The sequence below is a fragment of the Neorhizobium sp. NPDC001467 genome, assembly GCF_050275975.1.
Taxonomy (GTDB): domain Bacteria; phylum Pseudomonadota; class Alphaproteobacteria; order Rhizobiales; family Rhizobiaceae; genus Neorhizobium.
This window is the reverse complement of sequence record NZ_JBNNPS010000001.1, coordinates 769,610-791,069: the sequence shown is the minus strand read 5'-3', so window position 1 is coordinate 791,069 and position 21,460 is coordinate 769,610. Positions and strand designations below refer to the sequence as shown.

Below are 21,460 nucleotides of genomic sequence, written 5' to 3'. Positions count from 1 at the left end.
GAGCATTTTTGAAAGACGCCCTGATCCGACATTCCACCACAAGTCTTTTGCGTAACGCCTGACGTTACGGCAGGTCGAAGCCATGCCTTGCACGCTTCGGATATCGGATCGCCGCATGGCGCTGCAAAACAACAAATTTTCGAATATTGCCTTTACAGCTGTGCTTGGGTGACGCAACCATCAAGGCTGGCGCTGTAGGAGCGGTCGACGCTGGGAGGAGAAGTCATGGCTGGACGGAAAGTAGCGATGCTCACGGCAGGAGGCCTTGCCCCTTGCCTGTCGTCGGCGGTCGGCGGATTGATCGAACGTTACAGCGATGTCGCGCCTGAGCTTGATCTGATCGCCTATCGATCCGGTTATCAGGGCGTGCTGCTGGGCGATTCGATCGAGATCACCGGTGACATGCGCGAAAAGGCGCACCTCCTGCATCGCTTCGGTGGGTCACCGATCGGCAACAGCCGCGTCAAGCTCACCAATGCGGCGGACTGCGTCAAACGGGGCCTCGTCAAGGAAGGCGAGAACCCGCTGAAGGTGGCGGCCGAACGGCTGGCCGCGGACGGCGTCACCATCCTCCACACGATCGGCGGCGATGATACAAATACGACGGCGGCCGACCTTGCCGCCTATCTCGGCCAGAACGGCTACGATCTTACCGTCGTCGGCCTGCCGAAAACCGTCGACAACGATATCGTGCCCATCCGCCAGTCGCTCGGTGCATGGACCGCGGCGGATGTCGGCGCGCAGTTTTTCGACAACGTCTCGAACGAGCAGAGCGCTGCCCCGCGCACGCTTATCATCCATGAGGTCATGGGCCGCCATTGCGGCTGGCTGACTGCTGCCACTGCCCGCGCCTATATGCAAAGGACGAAGACCCACGATTATGTCGGGGGCTTGCTGATGGACGCACAGTTGAAAAAGATCGATGGCCTCTATCTACCCGAAATGCGCTTCGACCGCGACGCGGAAGCTTCTCGGCTGAGGGAGGTGATGGACCGCTACGGTTACGTCACCCTGTTCGTATCCGAGGGCGCCTGCATGGATGTCATCGTCCAGGAACTCGAAGCCTCGGGCGAAAACATCAAGCGCGATGCCTTCGGCCACGTGAAGCTCGACACGATCAATGTCGGTGGATGGTTCCAGAAACAGTTTGCCGCACTGCTCGGCGCGGAACGTTCGCTCGTCCAGAAATCCGGCTATTTCGCACGTTCGGCGCCGGCCAATGGCGAGGACCTGCGGCTTATCCAGGGCATGGTCGATCTGGCCGTCGAAAGCGCCTTGAACGGCGTATCCGGCGTCACCGGACATGACGAAGATCAGAATGGCAAATTGCGCACGATCGAATTCCCGCGTATCAAGGGAGGCAAGCATTTTGATTTGTCGACGCCGTGGTTCGGCGACGTGATGACGGCAGTCGGCCAAACTGTCGAAAAGGCCTGATGTCGGTCGGCAACGGCGCGAAAGAAGACGGGCCGGAGGAGAATGGGAATGTCCAGCGATACAATGCTAGTTTTTGCGGCGTCGTTGTTCCTCGTCATCCTGCCCGGTCCGCTGGCTGATCTGACCGCTCGATACACTTTGGCGCGCGGACGCGCGACCGGCCTTCTGACCGTTCCGGCGATCGCCCTCGGTCTCGTTGCCGCCATGACGGCAGCGAGCCTGCCTGTGGTTGCGCTTGCCCGCACCCTGCCGCACCTGTTCGAACTCGTGTCCTGGATCGGCATGGTCTATCTCATGCTGCATGTCCTGTGGACGCTCCAGCATCCAGCGCGCGGTTACCTTGCCCATAACGACAACCTGCCCGAACGCCGTCCGCTGCGCATCGTCCTTTACGTCTTCCGCGTGGCCGCGCTCAGGCCCCGCTCCATTCTCGCCTTCCTCGCGCTGTTGCCTCAGGCGCTCGATCCGCGGGCTGTCCTGCCGTGGCAATTGGTCGAATTCGACCTGGCCTTCATCGCAGCCGTCGTGCTTGGAAGCATCCTCAACATGGAACTGGCCGGCCATCGCCTCAGGCGCATGGAGAAGCGCGGATCGGGGCGCCCAGCCTCGCGCAAGCCTCATACGCGATTCATATCCCGCCGTGCGGTGACGGCAGGCTATCGGCGCATTGCCGCCTGAACACGCAGCATGTAACGAAGACAGCGCAGCGCCGGAGACAAACGGTAAAAATACCGTTTAAACAGAGACTTGGTGTACAGCGGTGCAGTCCACTTGCCCGAAGCCTACCGATCGGTTAATGGACTTGGCTGTCCGTTAAGATTCACCAACGGGCTTGGACAAGCGATTTTACGAGAGCGACCCAATGGCAATAGACCGATTTGGCGGCTGCAAGACGGCTCTGGCTTTTGCACTATCCTCCGTTCTCGCCGGTTGTTCGAGCATGGATCAGGCCTCCGGGCCGAGCCTGAAGACCGGTCAGGTCGCGGCATCTGCGACCGACCCCAACGCACCCCAGACGGCCGATATGGCCGGCACCAATGCACCGGTCCCTGAAAAGACCGGCCGCATCCAGATTGCCGCACTGCCAAGCAGCGTCAGCGCGCTCGCCATCCAGACCGCCGCACTCGCATCCCCCGAACCGGCGCCACAGCCCGTAGCGCTTGCCATCGCGCCGGTGGCTGACGCAACAAGTGCCGCCCAGGCGATTGCCGGCGCTGCACCGGTTGCCGGATCGGCGCCGGCCCCTTCGACAAATGCCGGTCCGGTTGCTGCCGCGACGGCGCCCGTTCCCGCGCAGACGGCCACCGGGCTTGTCGCGACGACCGCGTCCGCACATCCGCTTTCCGCCAAATCGGGCCGTATCGTGTCGCCGCAGATGACCGGTGGTCCGGTCGCCAACGAAACCGTACAGACCGCCGAACTGCCGATCACGCCGGAAATGGTTGCTATCCAGACCGTCGTACCAACCCCCAAGCCGACCGCGCCTAACATGATGCTGGCCTATGCAGGCCCCACCAACGCGGTTTCCGGCATGATGAATGCGGGCTTCTTCCCGCCGGCACCGGGCGCCCCCATCCCCGACACCGCCGATGGCAGCACGCCGGAACTCAACAAGCTCATTACGCGCTATGCGGGCCTCTACGGTGTCCCGGAATCGCTGGTGCACCGTGTCGTGCATCGCGAAAGCAAATATGATCCGAAAGCCTACCACAAGAACGGCTATTGGGGTCTGATGCAGATCACCTATCCGACCGCGAAGTCGATGGGCTACGACGGCCCGGCCAAGGGCCTGCTCGACGCCGAGACCAACCTGAAATATGCCGTGAAATATCTGCGCGGCGCCTGGCTGGTGGCAGGCAACCGCAATGACGACGCCATCAAACTTTATGCGCGCGGCTATTACTACGACGCCAAGCGCAAGGACATGCTACACGTCCTGAAATAGGCCGAGCGCCCCTCCCCAACCGCTGCCCGCGTCGCCCGACCACGACTTCGACGACCGGAATCCGGGTTCGGCCATACGGCACGATCACCGCCTACGCTCTTCGCCTGGTATCTTAAAGAGACCGCCCCGCTGGCTGCGATATGGCCAAGCCATTGGCGTCCGAAACACGCCTCTCAGCTCTCAGCGCACGGCCTTCACCGCTGCCGCCACCAGATCGAGCGCATTATAGCCGCCCCCGGAAGGCGTCAGGCCCATGCGCAGCACCACAAGCCCCATGGAAGGCACCACAGCCAGCGTCTGCCCGTCATGACCGCTCAGCATGAACAGGTCGGCCGGCAAGCCATCGCCATCGCGGCCGTAGAGCTTCAGCCAGGTCTGCATCTGTGAGTAGCGGCCGTCGGACATGGGGGAGGCCGTGCTCATCATCGCAACCGTCCCTTCCGGTAAAATCCGCTCGCCCCTCCACAGGCCATCGGCCGCAAGCAGCATGCCGAACCGCGTCCAGTCGCGTGCCGTCGCATAGATGTAGGAACTGCCGGCATAGGTGCCGCTGGCATCGGTCTCGAAAACCGCACTCGTCATGCCGAGCGGCCCAAACAGCGCCCGGCGGGGATAGGCAAGCGCAGCCGCCTTGTCGCCGATGCGATCCATCCACAACTTCGACAGCAGGATTGCGGTGCCGGAAGAATAGGAGAACCGCGTTCCGGGTGTCGCCTCTAGCGGCGTGTCGATCGCAAATGCCGCCATGTCCTCTTCCAGGAACAACATGCGGGTGACATCGGCCACCGTGCCGTAATTTTCGTTGAAGCCAAGTCCGCTTTCCATGGCGAGCAGTTGCGCCAGCGTGATCTCGCTGCGTTCGTCGCCGGCCCATTGCGGAAACAGGTTGCTGTCGGAATAGGAAAGCCTGCCCTCGCCCACCAGCTTAGCGACCAGTGCCGCATTGACCGTCTTCGCCATCGACCAGCCGATCAACGGCGTCTTGTCGGAAAATCCCGCGCCATAACGTTCGCCAATGATACGCCCGTTCTGGGCCACGATGACGGCCCGCATGCCGGGACCGCTGAATGCCGCGTCGGAGAGGAGCGATGCGACCCTCGGATCCGCTTCGATCCTCGTGCCCTGAGGAAAAAGTTTGCCGGCTGCCGCTGATTCGATACCGGAGATCGGCGCCTGTTCGCGACGCTGCCCCTGCGCCTTCAGATCTTGCGTCACCGCGCAGCCGGCACCGTCACGATAGATCGCCACCGAAGGTGCGATGAAACCGAACAGGCCCGCTTCCACCCTTGCTGCCTGCGCGTCGACATTCACCCGCATCAGCTTCAGCAGCGGATGGCCCGGCGCCTGAACGTCGACGGCGAGCACCTCGCCGGCATCGCGTCCGGCCAGAAAAACGTTGGAACACACGATTTTGGCGGCATAGCCGCTGCCCACCCGCAACAGCTCCGGCGGCATGGTGACGAACCAGAGAAGACAGGCGGCCATTAGCGTGAGGGCGGTAACGGCTGTGATCTTGATGACACGCATGGCGGGCTCCGGTTGCGGCCGCATGCAATCAGGAAAATCAGAGCCTGGAAAGGGGGCGCCGGCATTTCAGTCGCAGCCATCCCGCGTCATCAAACTGTAGCAGGCGGCGTCTAGAGCCGTTGCAACTCATGAAGAGCAGGAAACGACCATGACGGATTTTGCATCGGAAGCCGGCTACCTCAAGAACGACAAGCTCAGAACCGCGCTGCTGCAGCACAAGGCGCTGTCGGCCAAGGGTTTTTCCGAGCGGATGTTCGGCCTGCTGTTTTCCGGTCTGGTCTATCCCCAGATCTGGGAGGACCCGGATGTCGACATGGCGGCGATGGACCTTGGCCCAGGCCACCGCGTCGTCACCATCGCCTCGGGCGGTTGCAACATGCTCGCCTATCTCAGCCGGCACCCGGAAAAAATCGACGTCGTCGACCTCAACCCGCATCACGTCGCGCTGAACCGCCTGAAGCTTGCCGCCTTCCGTCACCTTCCCGCTCATTCGGACGTCGTGCGCCTGCTGGGCCAGCACAATGTCGACGCCAACCCTTCCGCCTTCGACGGCTTCATCGCACCGCATCTCGATGATACGACCCGAGCCTATTGGCTCAAACGCGGCATCAGCGGCCGTCGGCGCATCGACGTCTTCAAGCGCAACATCTACCGCACCGGCCTGCTCGGCCGCTTCATCGGCATCGGCCACCTGCTTGCCCGTATGCACGGCGTCGATCTGACCGAATTTGCCCGGTCGAAATCGCTGCGGGAGCAACGCCAGTTCTTCGAGGACCGCATCGCACCGCTGTTCGACAAGCCGTTCATCCGCTTTCTGACCAGCCGCAAGAGTTCACTGTTCGGCCTCGGCATTCCGCCGCAGCAATATGATGAACTGGCAAGCCTTGCCGATGACGGCTCGATCGCGCCGGTCCTGCGCCAGCGTCTCGAAAAGCTTGCCTGCCATTTTCCTCTGCGGGACAATTATTTTGCCTGGCAGGCCTTTGCCCGCCGCTATCCGCAGCCGCATGAAGGCGGCCTGCCTACCTATCTGCGCGAGGAACATTACCCCGCCATCCGCGACAATGCGGAGCGCGTCAGCGTCCATCACGCCAGCTTCACCGAACTTCTCAACCAGAAGCCGGCAGCCTCCGTCGATCGCTATATCCTGCTCGACGCCCAGGACTGGATGAACGATGAGCAGCTGAACGATCTGTGGAGCGAGATCACCCGGACCGCTGCGGAAAGCGCGCGCGTGATCTTCCGCACCGCCGCAGAAAAGAGCGTCATCGAAGGACGTCTGACGCAGGCGATTGCCGATCAGTGGACCTATCAGCCCGCCCGGTCGCAAGCGCTCAACCAGCAGGACCGTTCGGCGATCTACGGCGGCTTCCACATCTACACCAAGAACGCCTGAGCAGGGCACGCGCATGGCATCGGCAAACGAACAGACGCATCTTGAAGACGACGATGTCCGCCACGCTGCCCGCATGGACGGCATGTACCGGTATCAGCGGCACATCTACGATCTGACGCGCAAATACTACCTCTTCGGCCGCGACAAGGCGATCACCAGCCTTGGAATGACCGAGGGTCAGACGCTTCTGGAAGTCGGGTGCGGCACCGGCCGCAATCTGCTTCTCGCCCATAAGCATCACAAGGGCGCGCGCCTTTACGGGCTCGATATCTCGGCGGAAATGCTGGAAAGCGCGCGCCGCAATTTTCGCGGCAAGCCGGTTCGGCCGGACTTCAAGGTGGCGGACGCAGCCACGTTCAAGCCGCAGGATTTCGGCCAGCAAGGCTTTGACCGCATCCTCATCTCCTACGCCCTGTCCATGATCCCCGACTGGGAAAGCGCCATCGACGCGGCCCTGGCCGCGCTCAATCCGTGCGGTTCGCTTCACATTGTCGATTTCGGCCAGCAGGAACGTTTGCCCGCGTGGTTCCGTGGCCTGTTGCAGGCCTGGCTGATCCGCTTCCATGTAACGCCCCGTGCCAACCTGCACGAGGCATTGGAAAAGCGGCTGGAAGCCGCGGGCGCCGACATGCTGTTCGAGGAAATCGGCGGCGGTTACGCCTGGCACGCAATCATTCGCAAACGCGTCTGATCCGAGCCTGACGCAATTGTCATCGCCGGCCTTGTCTGCCCGGCTCCAATCCTGCGGTCTTTGTGTTACAGGAGATTCGGCCATCCCGGTACGCGTCGATCCGGCGCGTACCGGTTTCCTTGCGCTCGCCCTCGCGTATGGACGGCCGAGCAGCGCAGCCGCAAAACCGGACCCTTCATGTACCGTACCCTCCTTGCCCTTGCCGTGACTGCCATCCTTGCCACCGGCTGCACCTCAACCGCTGATCTTCTCGACACGCCGTCGATCAAGGGCACGCGTTTCAAGGACAATGATCCGCAGGATTTCGGCCGCAACCATCCCGGCACCCACCCGGTGCACGGTATCGACCTGTCGAAGTGGAACGGCACCGATATCGACTGGCAGGAGGTGAAGAAGTCCGGCGTCGCCTTCGTTTTCATCAAGGGCACGGAAGGCAAGGACCGCATCGATTCCGCCTTCGCCAGCCACTGGCGGGCCGCAGCGGCGGCCGGGATTCCCCATTCCGCCTATCATTTCTACTATTTCTGTTCGACACCGGAGGATCAGGCCGACTGGTTCATCGAGAACGTGCCGAAGGAAGCCAACATGCTGCCGCCGGTTCTGGACATGGAATGGAACCATGCATCGCCCACCTGCAAGCTGAAACCGGATACCGCCACGGTACGCGACGTGATGCAGCGTTTCATGGACCGGATCGAAGCTCATTACGGCGTGCGGCCGATCATCTACACGTCCGTCGATTTTCATCGCGACAGACTGGTCGGCGCCTTCGGCAACCATCACTTTTGGGTGCGCTCGGTCGCCGCCCATCCGGGCCAGATCTACGCCAACCGCAAATGGACCTTCTGGCAATATACCGCCACCGGCATCGTTCCCGGCATCAAGGGACCGACGGATATCAACGTGTTTGCCGGTTCGCAGAAGGCCTGGCGCCAGTGGCTGGCTTCCGCCGGCAGATAGCCGTTTTCGAGCCTTTTGGCTGACCCTTGCAGAAACGACAGGGAACTGCTGTAAGACGAAGCCCGGCGGCGCCCTTTCCTTGTTTCGGTCACATTGTTTCCGTCACAACGGTCGGCAACACCGTTTTGAAGCCGCTCCATTAGCATCGGGAACCGGTTCATGTCCAAAACCGCGATGAACCCATACTCTCGCCCACAACAGGAAACGTTTTCCATGTCCGTTGCCCGTCGTCTCGTTCTGGCGATTTGCCTGCCAGCCCTTCTTGCCTCGACCGAGCTGTCCCGTGCCGCGTCGCTCGAATTGTCCGCCGGTGCCGACACCAAACCGGTCGCCTGCGGCGGTGAGCTAGCGGCTTTTCTCGCCGGCGTGAAAGAGGAGGCGCTCGCCAAGGGTATCCCGGCCGATGCCATTGACACTGCTCTTGCAGGGGCGCAGATCGACCAGAAAGTCCTGTCGCGCGATCGTGCCCAGGGCGTTTTCCGCCAGACCTTTCTCGAATTCTCGCAGCGCACCGTCAGCCAGGCGCGCCTCGATATCGGCCGCCAGAAGATCAACCAGATGAAGGACGTCTTTGCCCGTGCCGAAAGCGAATATGGCGTGCCGGCCGGCGTCATCACCGCCTTCTGGGCCATGGAAACCGATTTCGGCGTCGTACAGGGGGATTTCAACACCCGCAACGCGCTGGTAACACTGGCGCATGATTGCCGTCGCCCGCAGCTCTTTCGCCCGCAGTTGATGGCGCTGATCGAAATGGTCCAGCATGGCGACCTCGATCCGGCGACCAACACGGGCGCATGGGCTGGCGAAATCGGCCAGGTTCAGATGTTGCCGAAAGACATTATCGCCCACGGCGTCGACGGCGACAATTCCGGTCATATCGACGTCAAGAAATCCTCCGCGGACGCGGTTCTGACGGCCGCAGCCTTTATCAAGTCGCTCGGTTACCGCAAGGGCGAGCCGTGGATCCAGGAAGTGCAGGTGCCGGAAAACCTGCCCTGGGAAAAGACTGGTCTCGGAAACGAGATGGCGGCATCCGAATGGTTCAAGCTTGGCGTCACGCCGCGCGATGGCAACACCCAGTTCGGCAACCTGCCGGCAGCGCTGATCATGCCGCAGGGCCGCAAGGGACCGGTCTTCCTCACCTATCCGAATTTCAATATCTATCTGGAATGGAACCAGTCGTTCATCTACACGACCTCCGCCGCCTATTTCGCCACCCGCCTGTCCGGCGCGCCGACATACGTCAAGGGCAATCCCGATCCGGCGCTTGACGATGCCGCAATGAAGGATCTGCAGACCAAGCTGCAGACCCACGGTCACGATGTCGGCAAGATCGACGGCATTCTCGGCTCCGGCACGCGCGCGGCGATCCAGAAGGAACAGCAGCGCCTCGGCCTGCCCGCTGATGGCTGGCCGACACAGCAGCTGATTCAAGGCCTCTGAACGCGCCTGGGCCCATCAAAACGTCGTAGCTGCGCCGCCATCCCGCAAATCGGGTGGCGGCTTTTTCCATCCCGGTCTATGGCTGTGCGGCACGGGTTTGCAGGGCGGGTAGGAAGTTACAGGTCGACCGCGGTGCCAGAGGGAAGAACCGGGCTTGTGAAGACGCCGTCGTAGCAGGTGCAGCAACGGGCTGCGGCGTAGCCTTCCCGGCCTTTGGGGCTGCAAGGGCGGGACCGCGGCGACTTTCCCTTGCGGGCGAAAGCACCCTTCCTCATATCCACCACCCATCTGCTCGGGAGATCGATTGGCATGAAAACCACGACCACGTCGGGACCAGGCGCCACCGTCTGGCTGCTGCTTTTCGTCCTCGGCCTGCTGTGGGGCGGATCGTTCTTTTTCGCCCGCATCGCCGTGGCGCAGGTACCGCCCTTTACCCTTGTCTTCGTCCGGTTGGCCTTGGCGGCGCTGGCGCTGCATGTCTACCTGTCCGGTCGCTTCGACGTCTATCCGCTGTTGAAACAGCACTGGCGGTCCTTCGCAGTGCTTGGCCTCATCAACAACGCCATACCGCATACGTTGATTTTCTTCGGCCAGACGGAAATCGGCGCAGGCCTCGCCGCCATTCTCAATGCCACCACGCCGATCTTTACGGTGCTGATCGCCAATCGCTTCACCGAGGACGAGAAACTGTCGGCCGCCAAGATCGTGGGCTGCTTGCTAGGCCTTGCCGGCACGGTCGTGTTGATCGGTCCCGGCGTCTTCACCGCCACGGCTGCACCTCTCTGGGCGCTGCTCCTGCCCGTTCTCGCCGCCCTCTCCTACGGCTTCGCCGCCACTTACGGCAAACGCTTCCGCACGCTGCCGGCGCCTGTCACCGCGACCGGCCAGCTCACCGCCTCGTCGATGATGATGCTGCCGCTCATGCTGCTCGTCGATCAGCCCTGGATGCTCACCTTTCCATCGCTCGCGGTCGTCGGGGTTATTCTCGCCCTGGCGCTGCTGTCGACCGCGTTTGCCTATCTCCTCTATTTCCGAATCCTTGCGCTTGCAGGCGCCACCTATGCCTCGCTGGTGACGTTGCTCGTGCCGCCCAGTGCCATTCTGCTCGGCGTGGTTTTTCTGCACGAGCGACTGGATGTTGCGGAGATCGGCGGCATGGTGCTGATCGGCCTCGGCCTCCTTGTGCTGAACGGCATGCTGAAAATCGGGACGCGGTCGCCATCCGCCAAGACGCGGGTCCCGGTGCCGGATCGGTAGGCGGCATCATCGCGATCTGCTTTACGACACGAGCGTCGGCAGGCGTGGCAGTTCACACGGCCTGCCGGCAGGTCTCGGCGGCAATGTCGGCAGCATTCGTGCCGATGTCAGGACCCATCTGCAGTGCGGGTTCTGACAGCACCGGCCGATCCAGGTCGCACCCGGAAACCACTTCGAACGGGCTGCCCTGAGATGACCACGATTCGATATCCACACCCCAAATGTGGCAATCCATCACAAAACGTAACGCTTATTAACACGCCGAGCAGTTATTTTAAGCGCCGATTAACGCTGTATCTTAATGGATTTTATCTATTTAAAACATCTAATTAGCGCGTATTTCCAGGCCTGGTGCGCGTGTAAGCATCGCAACGCAGCGTAAATTTTCGTTTGCATTTGCGGCGGAACTCGCCACAATTGATCTGTCAACGCAAGGAGGCAGATATGGGACGCACTCATTCTCTCAATGTCCTGGTGGTTGGTGCAGCGTTCGTTTTCGTAGCCTCGATGCTCTTCATCTGAGGCCAGCCGCGCCCTTCAACCGGTCATTAAAGCATCCACTGGCCGTTTGATCTTCAATGCACTTCAAATTGAAAAAGGCCCATGATCCGAAAGGATCATGGGCCTCCTTTTTTGGCGCGTCGCGGGCTGAAAGATCAGGCCGCAGCGCCGGCCTTTACGGCAACGCGCTGGCGCCCGAGCCGGTCCAGAACGGCATTGGTGAGCGCCGATCGGTTCATCGTATAGATATGGAATTCACTGTGGCCGCGACGGATCAGATCCTCGATCTGTTCGGCCGCCACGTCGGCGGCAACCTCGGCACGGGCGACGACGTCATCCTCGGTGCCGGAAAAACGCTGATCCAGAAATGCCGGCACCGTCGAGCCACAGCGGCCGGCAAAGCGTTTCAGCATGGTGAGGTTCTGGATGGGCATGATACCCGGGACCACCGGCAGGGTGATGCCAGCGGCACGGACCTTGTCCATATAACGCTCGAACACGTCGTTATCGAAGAAGAACTGCGTCAGGGCGCGGTCAGCGCCGCTCTCGGCCTTGCGCCTGAGCATTTCGATATCGGCAGCGGCGTCAGGGCTTTCGGGATGTTTTTCCGGATAGGCGGACACGGAAATCTCGAAGCCTCCGATCTCCTTCAACGCCGCCACCAGTTCCGCGGCATTCGCATAACCCTGGGCATGCGGCTGATAGGCCGTTCCGATACCGGCGGAAGGATCGCCGCGCAAAGCCACGATATGGCGAACGCCGGCCTCGCGCAGTTCCTTGATAACGGAGAGCGTTTCCTCGCGCGGCGCATCAACACAGGTCAGATGCGAAGCGGTCGAAAGCGGCGTATCGGTCAAAAGGCGACGGACGGTGGTCATTGTCGGCGCCTTGGTGGAGCCGCCGGCACCATAGGTCACGGATACGAATTCCGGGTTCCAGGCCGTCAGGTCGGCGACGGATTCCCACAACTGCGCCTCCATCTCCGACGATTTCGGGGGAAAGAACTCGAAGGAAAGACGGAAGGATTTGCCGTTCTGCTGATCGGTGGCTCTCGTCTGCATGGCTTAAATCTCCGATATCAAATTGTCTGTTCAGCGAGCGCACGGACCGTGCTCTTCGCATCCGCGACCAGCAGCCGGCGGTCACGCGCCAGCCAGACGGTGGCCGTCAGCGCCGCTTCGCTTCTATCGTCGGCATCAAGGTCGATCGTCTGCTCCACATCAAGACCGGCCTTGTTCAGCCATTCGGCCACCGCCTGGTGCGAAAAGCCGAGCCGCACATGCGCATGCGCGTCTCGCAGGTATTCAAGGCTATGCGGCGCCAGATCGACGATCAGCAATCGTCCGCCCGGCCGCAGCACCCGCGCGGCTTCGGCAATCGCGAGTTCCGGCTGATCGAGAAAATGCAGGACCTGATGCACGGTAACAAGATCGAAATCCTGTCCTTCCAGCGGCAGGTTGAGGATATCGCCGTGACGCACGGACGCCTTGACGATACCGGCCTTATCGAGATTGGCGCGCGCCACCGCCAGCATGTCGCGGCTGGCATCGATGCCGACCGCATGCCGATAGGTCTTTTCCAGCACCCGCAGCATCAGGCCGGTCCCGGTGCCCAGATCGAGCAGCGCATCGACCGGGTTGGGCCCCACCAGCCGCAGCACGGCGTCCTCGACGGCAGCGTCGCTCACCAGAAGACGGCGAAGCTCGTCCCATTCGGACGCGTTGCGGCTGAAATAGGCTTGCGCACGGTCGGACCGCGCTCGCTTGACGGCGGCCAGACGCTCACCATCGCGCAGGAGAACCGGATCATTGCAGTCGGACCCGGCAAGCAGCGTGCGCACGAGCACGGCGCCGTCACCTTCGTGGCGAAGGCGAAAATAGGCCCAGGCGCCCTCCTGATAGCGTTCGATTAGATCTTCTTCGGCAAGCAGTTTCAGGTGGCGCGAGATGCGCGGCTGCGACTGTCCGAGAATTTCAGTCATGTCGCTGACTGTCAGGTCGCCCGATGCCAGAAGCGCCAGCAGGCGAAAACGGGTCTGTTCACCCGCCGCCTTCAGAACATCCACCAGTCCATCCAGCCCCAAAGCCATCGTCATCACCAAAGCACAATCAACATATAAAGATATGTTTATGTGAAGACTGTGACCCTTGCAAGCGGAAAGCGGCAGTTCGCACAGATGAATGCGGACCGGTGAACTGAAGAAGGGGCCCGACGGCCCCTTCCTGAATGACTGGATATCTCTAAGCTTAGCGCGTCAGGCGCTTGTAGGCCTGGCTTCCTGCATTCAGCGCATCCGGGCCGAGGCGGCGGATTTTGTCCTGCTCGTAATCCTCGAAATTGCCCTCGAACCATTCGACATGGCCGTCACCTTCGAACGCAAGGATGTGCGTCGCCAAACGGTCGAGGAACATGCGATCGTGGCTGATGATGATGGCGCAGCCGGCAAAGGCTTCGAGCGCGCTTTCAAGTGCGCCCAGCGTTTCCGTATCAAGGTCGTTGGTCGGTTCGTCGAGGAGGAGAACGTTGCCGCCGGCCTTCAGCATCTTGGCCAGGTGAACGCGGTTGCGCTGACCGCCTGAGAGATTGCCGACCTTCTGCTGCTGGTCGCCGCCCTTGAAGTTGAAGGCGCCGCAATAGGCACGCGAGTTCATGTCGAACTTGCCGAGCTTGATGACTTCGGCGCCGCCGGAAATTTCTTCCCACACTGTCTTGTCGCCATCGAGCGCGTCGCGGCTCTGGTCGACGTAACCGAGATGCACGGTATCGCCGATGCGAACCGTACCGGCATCCGGCTTTTCCTGGCCCGTGATCATCTTGAACAGCGTGGTCTTGCCCGCACCGTTCGGGCCGATGATGCCGACAATGCCGCCCGGCGGCAGCTTGATCGACAGGTCGTTGATGAGCGTGCGGCCCTCAAAGCCCTTCTTGATGCCTTCCATCTCGATAACGACGTTACCGAGACGCTCCGAGACCGGAATGATGATCTGCGCGTCGCCGGGACGGATGCCCTCGGCTGCGTCGACCAGTTGTTCGTAGGCCTTGATACGGGCCTTGGACTTGGCCTGACGGGCTTTCGGGCTGGATGCGATCCATTCCTGTTCGCGCGACAGCGCCTTCTGGCGGCCAGCTTCTTCGCGGGCTTCCTGCTGCATGCGCTTGGCCTTCGCCTGCAGGTAAGCGGAGTAATTGCCTTCGTAAGGAATGCCGCGGCCACGGTCGAGCTCAAGAATCCAGCCGGTGACATTGTCGAGGAAGTAGCGATCGTGGGTAATCATCATGACGGCGCCGGGATAATCGCGCAGATGCTTCTCGAGCCAAGCGATGGTTTCGGCGTCCAGATGGTTGGTCGGTTCGTCAAGCAGCAGCAGGTCCGGCTGCGACAGAAGCAGGCGGCAGAGCGCAATACGGCGGCGTTCACCACCCGACAAATTGTCGACCGGAGAATCCTTCGGCGGGCAGCGCAGCGCTTCCATCGCCATTTCGACCTGCTGTTCGAGGTCCCACAGGTTCTGGCTGTCGATAATGTCCTGGAGCTTGGCGCCTTCGTCGGCGGTCTCGTCGGAATAGTTCATCATCAGCTCGTTGTAGCGATCGATGACGGCCTGCTTGTCGGCAACGCCTTCCATAACGTTTTCGAAAGCGGTCTTGTTGGGATCGAGCTTCGGCTCCTGCTCAAGGTAACCGACGGTCGCGCCCTCGGCGAGCCAGGCTTCCCCGGTAAATTCCTTGTCCTGGCCGGCGATGATGCGCAGCACGGTCGACTTACCGGCGCCGTTCGGGCCCAGAATACCGATCTTGGCATCCGGGTAGAAGGACAGGTTGACGTTTTCGAGGATCTTCTTGGCGCCGTAGGACTTGTTCAGTCCCGACATGTGGTAGATGAACTGACGTGCCATCGGTAATTCTGCTCCGGGGAAATGGTTTGCCGCTATGTAGGCGAAGAAGCGCCCCGGGGCAACGCGTGGCGCGGCGAAAGCGGCAGGTTTCGACGGCTAATTTGCGTTATCGCAAGGCCGCGTGGTCGATCCGGAACAGCTGGAACGGATTTTCGGCGCCATTGGGAAGCCGCATCAGACCCGGCCAGTCATCTCCCGCCGACAGGGCGTCGTAGAGCGGCGCGGTGCCGTAATCCGGCTTCAACGGAAAGCGGCAGATGGCAACATAATCGAAGGGCGCCAAGGCAAGGTGGCGCACGGCCGGATCGGAACTGAGAAAGGCCTCGAACATTCGCTTCATGCCGGGTGCGGCGCGGTGAAAGGGAATGGCCGCAACGGAAAAACCGTCTGGAAGCCCATTGATGAGGGTGATCCCCATCCCCTGAGGCGCAGCGATCCGGCCGGGGCTTTGTGCGGCCAGCGCGCTGAAGTCACCTTCGCTGCAGGTATCGAAGGCCATGTAGTCGGCGGCGTCGAATCGAGCCATCGGAACTGGCGTGACCACAGCAATCCACCCGGCCACCACAATATAGGCTGCGACACAGACTATAGCAGCACGACGCGTCATCTTGCCGGTTGCCCCATCCAGGAAGAACCGGGTCGCGATCGGCACGAAAAGCGGCGCGAAGGCGAAGGCAAAGCGGATGTAGCGGTTGAGCACCAGCGTCAGGATCAGCGCCGCCCAGGCAGTGATGAGCGCGATCAACAACCCCGGCCAGCCATCCTGCCGTTGCCGCACGAGAGCGCCCGAGGCAAAGGTCAGGACAGAACCTAGGATGACCGCCAGGGCTACGATGGAAATCTGCCCCTGCTCGATGAAATAGAGGGCACTATGCTCCTGTCCGACACGATCAAGCCAATGGCTTTTCGAAAGCGGATCAATCATCCAGTAAGGACCGGCAAGGCATTGGCGAAACAGGAACGCGAACAAGCCGACCACGGCAGCACCCGGCACGACAAGCGCCGCCGCCTGCGCGGCCCAACCGGCATGCGGCAGCAATCTTGAGACGCCCCATAAAACGGCGCTTAATCCCGTCAGCAACACGATATAGGGTGCTGAGAAGGCATCGCACTGCACCGAAAGAAGACCGACCGGCCCAAGCAGGCCATAGGCCAGCGGAAGGGACAGCAAGAACAGGATTGCGGAAGCTCGTCTCAGCATCAGGGCGGCGCCATCCGCCCGCAGAACCATTGCCGTCAACAGACCGGCATAGACGCAGGCGATGAAAGGCAGCCCTTCAAGCGAAATCGCCACGGCGCCGAGCGTGCCGAGACCGACAAGCCAGCCACCGACGCGGTCCCAACGCACAAGGCCGCACACGATCGCCATCAGGGCAACGATCTGGCCGTTGTGGTGGTCGATGCGGCCCGGAACGAATTCCCACAGGGCGAAGGCCATCAGGACAGTGGCCGAACCGACGACGACATGACCGAAAAGCGAGGCCGTTACGCGCGTGCGCCGGTAGATGACCGCGCATTCCAGCGAAAACACAGCCAGCATGAGCGGGGGCCAGATTTCGAAGGCCAGAGAAAGCGCTTTCTGCGCGCCAAAAATCGGCGTCAGCAGCCAGGCGATCAGCACGTAGGGAGCATCGATGAGGCGTGACCAGGGGGAGACATAAGGCTCCGGCAGTGCAACCGCCGGCAGCCCCAGATCCCACCACGACCCGCCCCCGAACATCAGGCGACGGATCTGGATTTCCCGCATCTGGTCGTCGACGTCGCCAAGAAACGTGCGGGCATCGGCGAGATCGAAAAGGCAGACGACAAGAGCAACCAGGAAGACGGTGAAAAAAAGCGGCAAAAGTCGCAGTTCCGCACGGCCCCTCAGACCGTCCATACCGGTTTCAGCGCCATTTGCCATGTATAGAAAGCCCCCGAAAATTCCAATCCGGAAACTAGTCTGTGGCCATTTAAGATTGCGCTAAGGCCCGGCCTCTGCGAAACAGAAGTCAGAGGCATATTCCAAGTACAGCGAAGCACATGTTCGATACGACCGAAAGGCTGCTCACCGCCAGCGGCGCCAGCCTTGCCTATCACTACGCGCCGGCCAGCGTCGCCCCCATCGGCATCATTATCGTCTGCCACGGGCTTGCGGAGCATTCGAGACGCTATCGCCCTTTCGCCGAGGCAATGGCAGCACGCGGCTTCCATGTCTATGCCCATGACCACCGCGGCCATGGCGAAACGACCGCCGTGGATGCACCGATCGGGCGTTTCGCAGTACGGAACGGCGTCAAGGCCGTGATCGACGACACGATGGCATTGCGCGACCGTGCCGCGAGCGTCCATCCCGGCCTGCCGATCATTCTGCTCGGCCATTCCATGGGCGGCCTGATCGCCCTCAACGCCGCGGAAGATTTTCCTGGCAGTTTCGACGGGCTGGCGATCTGGAACGCCAATTTCCATCCCGGCCTTGCCGGCCGCGCCGCGCAAATCCTCTTGAAGACGGAGCGAGCCCTTAAAGGCTCGGACGTGCCGAGCACGCTTTTGCCCAAGCTTACATTCGGCGCCTGGAACAGGGCCATCGGAGAGGGCCGTACCGACTTCGACTGGCTGAGCCACGATCCTGTCGCCGTCGATGCCTATGTCGCCGACCCGCTCTGCGGCTTCGACGCAAGCGTTTCGATGTGGCTCGATATTTTCGAGATGACCTTCCGCGCCATCGGCAACGACCGGCTGCTGCGACTGCCTCAGGACCTGCCGGTCCATCTCGTCGGTGGCGGCCAGGATCCGGCGACGGACAATGGGCAGGCGGTCAAGTGGTTGAGCCGGCAGATGCACCGGCTGGGCATGACCGCCGTCACCTGCGCGATCTACCGCGACATGCGCCATGAAACGCTGAACGAGATCGGCGCCGCGGACGCGATGGCGCAATTTTCCGCATGGGCGGCACAGATCGTGTCCCGATCGGTCGAAAACCGCCTGCGCCCGGGAATGACCTCATGATTTTTAATCACGTGCTCACGGCGGTGCCGAGGTCTATCAGTGCCTGACGGAGCTCCCGCGCCAGCTGCATCGCGGCGGGCGTCGCGGGCCGGGCAATGGAGACGAGATGACAGACACGCCAACGAGAAAGCCCCCTCTTGCCGGCGTGCGGGTGCTCGAACTCGCCCGCGTGCTCGCCGGCCCCTGGGCCGGCCAGGTGCTGGCCGATATGGGCGCCGATGTCATCAAGGTGGAAAACCCTGATGGCGGCGACGATACCCGTGCCTGGGGCCCTCCCTTTGTTGAAGGCATTGCCGGCGAGAACTTGTCGGCCGCCTATTACCATTCCGCCAATCGCGGCAAACGCTCGATTGCTCTGGATCTCAAGACCGAAGAAGGCCAGCAGACCGTTCGCGAACTCGCCGCCCGCGCCGATGTCGTAATCGAAAACTTCAAGCGCGGCGGTCTCGAAAAATACGGGCTCGATTACGACAGCCTCAAAGCCATCAATCCGAAACTCGTCTACTGCTCGATTACCGGCTTCGGGCAGGACGGCCCCTATGCCGACCTCGCCGGCTATGATTACATCGTTCAAGGCATGTCGGGCTTCATGTCGGTCACCGGCGCGCCCGACGGCGAACCGATGAAGGCGGGGGTCGCCATTGCCGACATTTTCACGGGCATCTATGCCGTCACCGCCATCCAGGCCGCCCTCATCCATGTGATGAAGACCGGCGAAGGCCAGTTGGTCGACATGGCCCTGCTCGATGTGCAGGCGGCCATCCTGGCCAATCAGAACATGAACTATCTGGTCTCGGGCATTGCCCCTTCCCGGCTCGGCAACGCCCATCCCAATATCAGCCCCTATGAGGTCGTGCCTGTCGCAGATGGCCATGTCATCCTTGCGATCGGCAATGACGGTCAGTTCCGGCGCCTGACGAGAATCCTTGGCATCGAGGCCATGGCCGACGATCCGCTGTTTGCCACTAACAAGGCGCGTGTCGCCAATCGCGCCGGCGTGCGGGGCATGCTGACGACGGAAACAGCCCGGTGGCAGAAGGGCGATTTGCTTGAGGCCTGCGGCAAGGCTGCGGTGCCCGCCGGCCCGATCAATTCCATCGCCGAAATGTTCGAAGACCCGCAAGTGATCGCGCGCAAACTGCGCATTGATCTGGAGGCCGAGGACGGTACGGTGATACCCGGCGTGCGCAGTCCCATAATGCTGTCGAAAACGCCGCTTTCCTATCATCGCCCGAGCCCGGCGCTTGGCGAGCATACCGACGAAATTCTGGCGGAGCTGGGCAAGCCCCCGGCAAGGACATCGAAAGGACGGATGTAATGAAGACCGGTGGTCAGCTCATCGTCGAGGCCCTAAAGGCAAACGGCGTGAAACGCGTATCCTGCGTGCCGGGCGAAAGTTACCTCGCCGTGCTCGACGCGCTTTACGACAGCGATATCGACGTCCTTGTCTGCCGTCAGGAAGGCGGCGCTGCGATGATGGCCGATTGCTGGGGGCGCCTGACCGGTGAACCCGGCATCTGCATGGTGACCCGCGGTCCCGGCGCCACCAATGCCTCAGCCGGTCTGCATGTGGCAAAGCAGGACTCGGTGCCGATGATCCTGTTCGTCGGCCAGATCGGTCGCGACATGAAGGAACGCGAGGCCTTTCAGGAGGTCGAATATCGCCGCGCCTTCACCGAATTCGCCAAATGGGTAGGCGAGATCGACGATGCCCGCCGCATTCCGGAATTCGTCACCCGCGCCTTTGCCGTCGCCACCTCCGGCCGCCCCGGCCCGGTCGTGCTGACCCTGCCGGAAGACATGCTGGTGGAAGAGGTTGAAGCTGTTACTGCAAAACCCTATACGCCGGTCGAAAGCCACCCGGGCGCATCACAGATTGCCACCTTCGCCTCGGTTCTGTCCAAGGCCAAGCGGCCGATGTTCATTCTCGGCGGCACGCGATGGAGCGAACAGGCGGTCGCCGATTTCCAGACGTTTGCCGAAAGGTTCAAGGTGCCGGTCGGCTGCTCCTTCCGCCGCCAGATGCTGTTCGATCATACACATTCGAACTACGCGGGCGATGTCGGCATCGGCATCAACCCGGCGCTGTCGAAGGAGATCAAGGATTCCGACCTTCTCGTCCTTCTTGGTGGTCGGCTCTCGGAAATGCCGTCATCGGGCTATACGCTGGTCGATATCCCCTACCCGGCCCAAGCCTTCGTGCATGTCTATCCCGACCCTGAAGAGCTGGGCCGCGTTTATCGCCCGGACCTCGCCATCTGCGCCGCACCTGCTGAATTCGTCGCGGCGCTGAAGGACCTGCCCGCTCCGAAAAATCCGGTCTGGGCCGAACGGACCGCGCAGATGCATGCGGCCTACGAAAAATGGTCGACACCGCCGAAGACCGGCCCCGGCGACGTCCATATGGGGCCGATCATGGACTGGATCGAAGCCAACACACCAAAGGATGCCATCTTCACCAATGGCGCCGGCAACTACGCCACATGGCTGCACCGCTTCCATCGTTTCCAGCGCTTCAACACGCAGGCGGCCCCCACATCCGGCTCGATGGGCTACGGCCTTCCCGCAGCCGTTGCCGCCAAGCAGTTGTTTCCGCAGCGTGAGGTCGTGTGTTTTGCTGGCGACGGATGTTTCATGATGCATGGCCAGGAATTCATCACCGCCGTGCGTTACGACCTGCCGATCATCACGGTCCTGGTCAATAACGGCATCTACGGCACGATCCGCATGCATCAGGAACGCGAATATCCCGGCCGCGTCAGCGCCACCGATCTGGTGAACCCGGATTTCGTCGCCTATGCGCAGGCCTTTGGCGGCCATGGCGAACTGGTGGAAAAGACCGAAGAGTTCGGCCCGGCCTATGAGCGGGCGCGCGCCAGCGGCAAACCGGCGATCATCGAGGTGCGGCTCGATCCCGAAGCCATCACGCCTGCGAAAACGCTGACACAAATCCGCGACAAGGCCTAAACAACAGTTTGAACGAAAAAGGCCGGGGCATCAGATGACGCCCCGGCCTTTTCATTGAACCTTCGAAAGAATCAGATCGCCGCGCTGACGATGAATTCCACCTTGTATTTCGGGGCCGCCAGCTTGGCTTCGCTGGTCGCGCGGGCCGGCGTGTTGGCCGGATCGACCCAAGCTTCCCAAGCGGCGTTCATCTCGGCAAAATCAGCGATGTCGGACAGATAGATCAGCGTCTGCAGGATCTTCGACTTGTCGGAGCCGGCAGCCGCCAGCAGGCGCTCGACTTCCCCCAGTGCATCCTTGCACTGTTCGGTGACGGTAGCGCCCTCGCCGACCTGGCCGGCCAGATAGACGGTGTTGCCGTGAACGACAGCGCCGCTCATGCGGGCGCCGGTCTCGATGCGTGTGATGGTCATGGGAATACTCCTCGATAAAATGCGGGCGTGGGTGGGCCG

17 protein-coding genes are annotated in these 21,460 nt (G+C 61.7%); 11 read left to right on the top strand and 6 right to left on the bottom strand.

Annotated features, from left to right (window positions below; genetic code table 11):
• Positions 1-225: 225 nt before the first annotated feature.
• From ACQKKX_RS03935 to ACQKKX_RS03925, 3 genes are all read left to right on the top strand, one after another.
• Positions 226-1,437, top strand: coding sequence for a pyrophosphate--fructose-6-phosphate 1-phosphotransferase (locus ACQKKX_RS03935; RefSeq protein WP_427569007.1), 1,212 nt, complete (start codon positions 226-228; stop codon positions 1,435-1,437).
• Positions 1,438-1,485: 48 nt separating this feature from the next.
• Positions 1,486-2,115: a LysE family translocator gene (locus ACQKKX_RS03930; RefSeq protein WP_427569005.1), complete on the top strand. Its 630-nt coding sequence runs from the start codon at positions 1,486-1,488 to the stop codon at positions 2,113-2,115.
• A gap of 184 nt (positions 2,116-2,299) precedes the next feature.
• Positions 2,300-3,382: a transglycosylase SLT domain-containing protein gene (locus ACQKKX_RS03925; RefSeq protein ID WP_427569002.1), complete on the top strand. Its 1,083-nt coding sequence runs from the start codon at positions 2,300-2,302 to the stop codon at positions 3,380-3,382.
• Positions 3,383-3,562: 180 nt separating this feature from the next.
• On the opposite strand, the gene ACQKKX_RS03920 is transcribed toward ACQKKX_RS03925, so the two are convergent.
• Positions 3,563-4,909: a serine hydrolase domain-containing protein gene (locus ACQKKX_RS03920; RefSeq protein WP_427569001.1), complete on the bottom strand. Its 1,347-nt coding sequence runs from the start codon at positions 4,907-4,909 to the stop codon at positions 3,563-3,565.
• 148 nt (positions 4,910-5,057) lie between these two features.
• Here ACQKKX_RS03920 and ACQKKX_RS03915 point away from each other — a divergent pair, with 148 nt between their 5' ends.
• The 5 genes from ACQKKX_RS03915 (at position 5,058) to ACQKKX_RS03895 (ending at position 10,656) form a co-directional block, all read left to right on the top strand.
• The gene (locus tag ACQKKX_RS03915) at positions 5,058-6,305 is read left to right on the top strand and encodes a DUF3419 family protein (protein ID WP_427568999.1); all 1,248 of its coding nucleotides are present in this window, start codon (positions 5,058-5,060) and stop codon (positions 6,303-6,305) included.
• 13 nt (positions 6,306-6,318) lie between these two features.
• Positions 6,319-6,996 (top strand): class I SAM-dependent methyltransferase, encoded by a 678-nt coding sequence (locus ACQKKX_RS03910; RefSeq protein ID WP_427568998.1) that lies wholly within the window; start codon positions 6,319-6,321, stop codon positions 6,994-6,996.
• 177 nt (positions 6,997-7,173) lie between these two features.
• Positions 7,174-7,956, top strand: a complete 783-nt coding sequence (locus ACQKKX_RS03905) for a glycoside hydrolase family 25 protein (protein ID WP_427568996.1) — start codon at positions 7,174-7,176, stop codon at positions 7,954-7,956.
• 213 nt (positions 7,957-8,169) lie between these two features.
• Positions 8,170-9,399, top strand: coding sequence for a lytic murein transglycosylase (locus tag ACQKKX_RS03900; RefSeq protein ID WP_427568995.1), 1,230 nt, complete (start codon positions 8,170-8,172; stop codon positions 9,397-9,399).
• 309 nt (positions 9,400-9,708) lie between these two features.
• Complete coding sequence (locus ACQKKX_RS03895) at positions 9,709-10,656, top strand: DMT family transporter (protein WP_427568994.1); 948 nt, start codon at positions 9,709-9,711, stop codon at positions 10,654-10,656.
• A gap of 656 nt (positions 10,657-11,312) precedes the next feature.
• Here the strand turns inward: ACQKKX_RS03895 and metF are convergent.
• The 4 genes from metF to ACQKKX_RS03875 all read right to left on the bottom strand — a co-directional run bounded on the left by metF (position 11,313) and on the right by ACQKKX_RS03875 (position 16,956).
• Positions 11,313-12,218, bottom strand: a complete 906-nt coding sequence (gene metF / locus ACQKKX_RS03890; RefSeq protein WP_427568993.1) for a methylenetetrahydrofolate reductase [NAD(P)H] — start codon at positions 12,216-12,218, stop codon at positions 11,313-11,315.
• Between the two features lie 17 nt (positions 12,219-12,235).
• Positions 12,236-13,246 (bottom strand): ArsR/SmtB family transcription factor, encoded by a 1,011-nt coding sequence (locus tag ACQKKX_RS03885; protein ID WP_427569344.1) that lies wholly within the window; start codon positions 13,244-13,246, stop codon positions 12,236-12,238.
• 157 nt (positions 13,247-13,403) lie between these two features.
• The gene (gene ettA / locus ACQKKX_RS03880; RefSeq protein ID WP_427568992.1) at positions 13,404-15,053 is read right to left on the bottom strand and encodes an energy-dependent translational throttle protein EttA; all 1,650 of its coding nucleotides are present in this window, start codon (positions 15,051-15,053) and stop codon (positions 13,404-13,406) included.
• Positions 15,054-15,159: 106 nt separating this feature from the next.
• Positions 15,160-16,956 carry a hypothetical protein gene (locus tag ACQKKX_RS03875; protein ID WP_427568990.1) on the bottom strand — a complete coding sequence of 599 codons (1,797 nt, stop codon included), beginning with the start codon at positions 16,954-16,956 and terminating at the stop codon, positions 15,160-15,162.
• 119 nt (positions 16,957-17,075) lie between these two features.
• Here ACQKKX_RS03875 and ACQKKX_RS03870 point away from each other — a divergent pair, with 119 nt between their 5' ends.
• From ACQKKX_RS03870 to ACQKKX_RS03860, 3 genes are all read left to right on the top strand, one after another.
• On the top strand, positions 17,076-18,041 hold the full coding sequence (locus ACQKKX_RS03870) for an alpha/beta fold hydrolase (RefSeq protein WP_427568989.1): 966 nt from the start codon (positions 17,076-17,078) through the stop codon (positions 18,039-18,041).
• Positions 18,042-18,147: 106 nt separating this feature from the next.
• On the top strand, positions 18,148-19,359 hold the full coding sequence (locus ACQKKX_RS03865) for a CaiB/BaiF CoA transferase family protein (RefSeq protein WP_427568988.1): 1,212 nt from the start codon (positions 18,148-18,150) through the stop codon (positions 19,357-19,359).
• Positions 19,359-21,008, top strand: a complete 1,650-nt coding sequence (locus ACQKKX_RS03860) for a thiamine pyrophosphate-binding protein (protein WP_427568987.1) — start codon at positions 19,359-19,361, stop codon at positions 21,006-21,008. Before ACQKKX_RS03865 ends, ACQKKX_RS03860 begins: the two co-directional genes overlap by 1 nt.
• Before the next feature lie 71 nt (positions 21,009-21,079).
• Here the strand turns inward: ACQKKX_RS03860 and ACQKKX_RS03855 are convergent, their stop codons facing one another.
• Entirely contained in the window at positions 21,080-21,421 is a 342-nt protein-coding gene (locus ACQKKX_RS03855) for a RidA family protein (protein ID WP_427568985.1), read from the bottom strand.
• Positions 21,422-21,460: the final 39 nt, after the last annotated feature.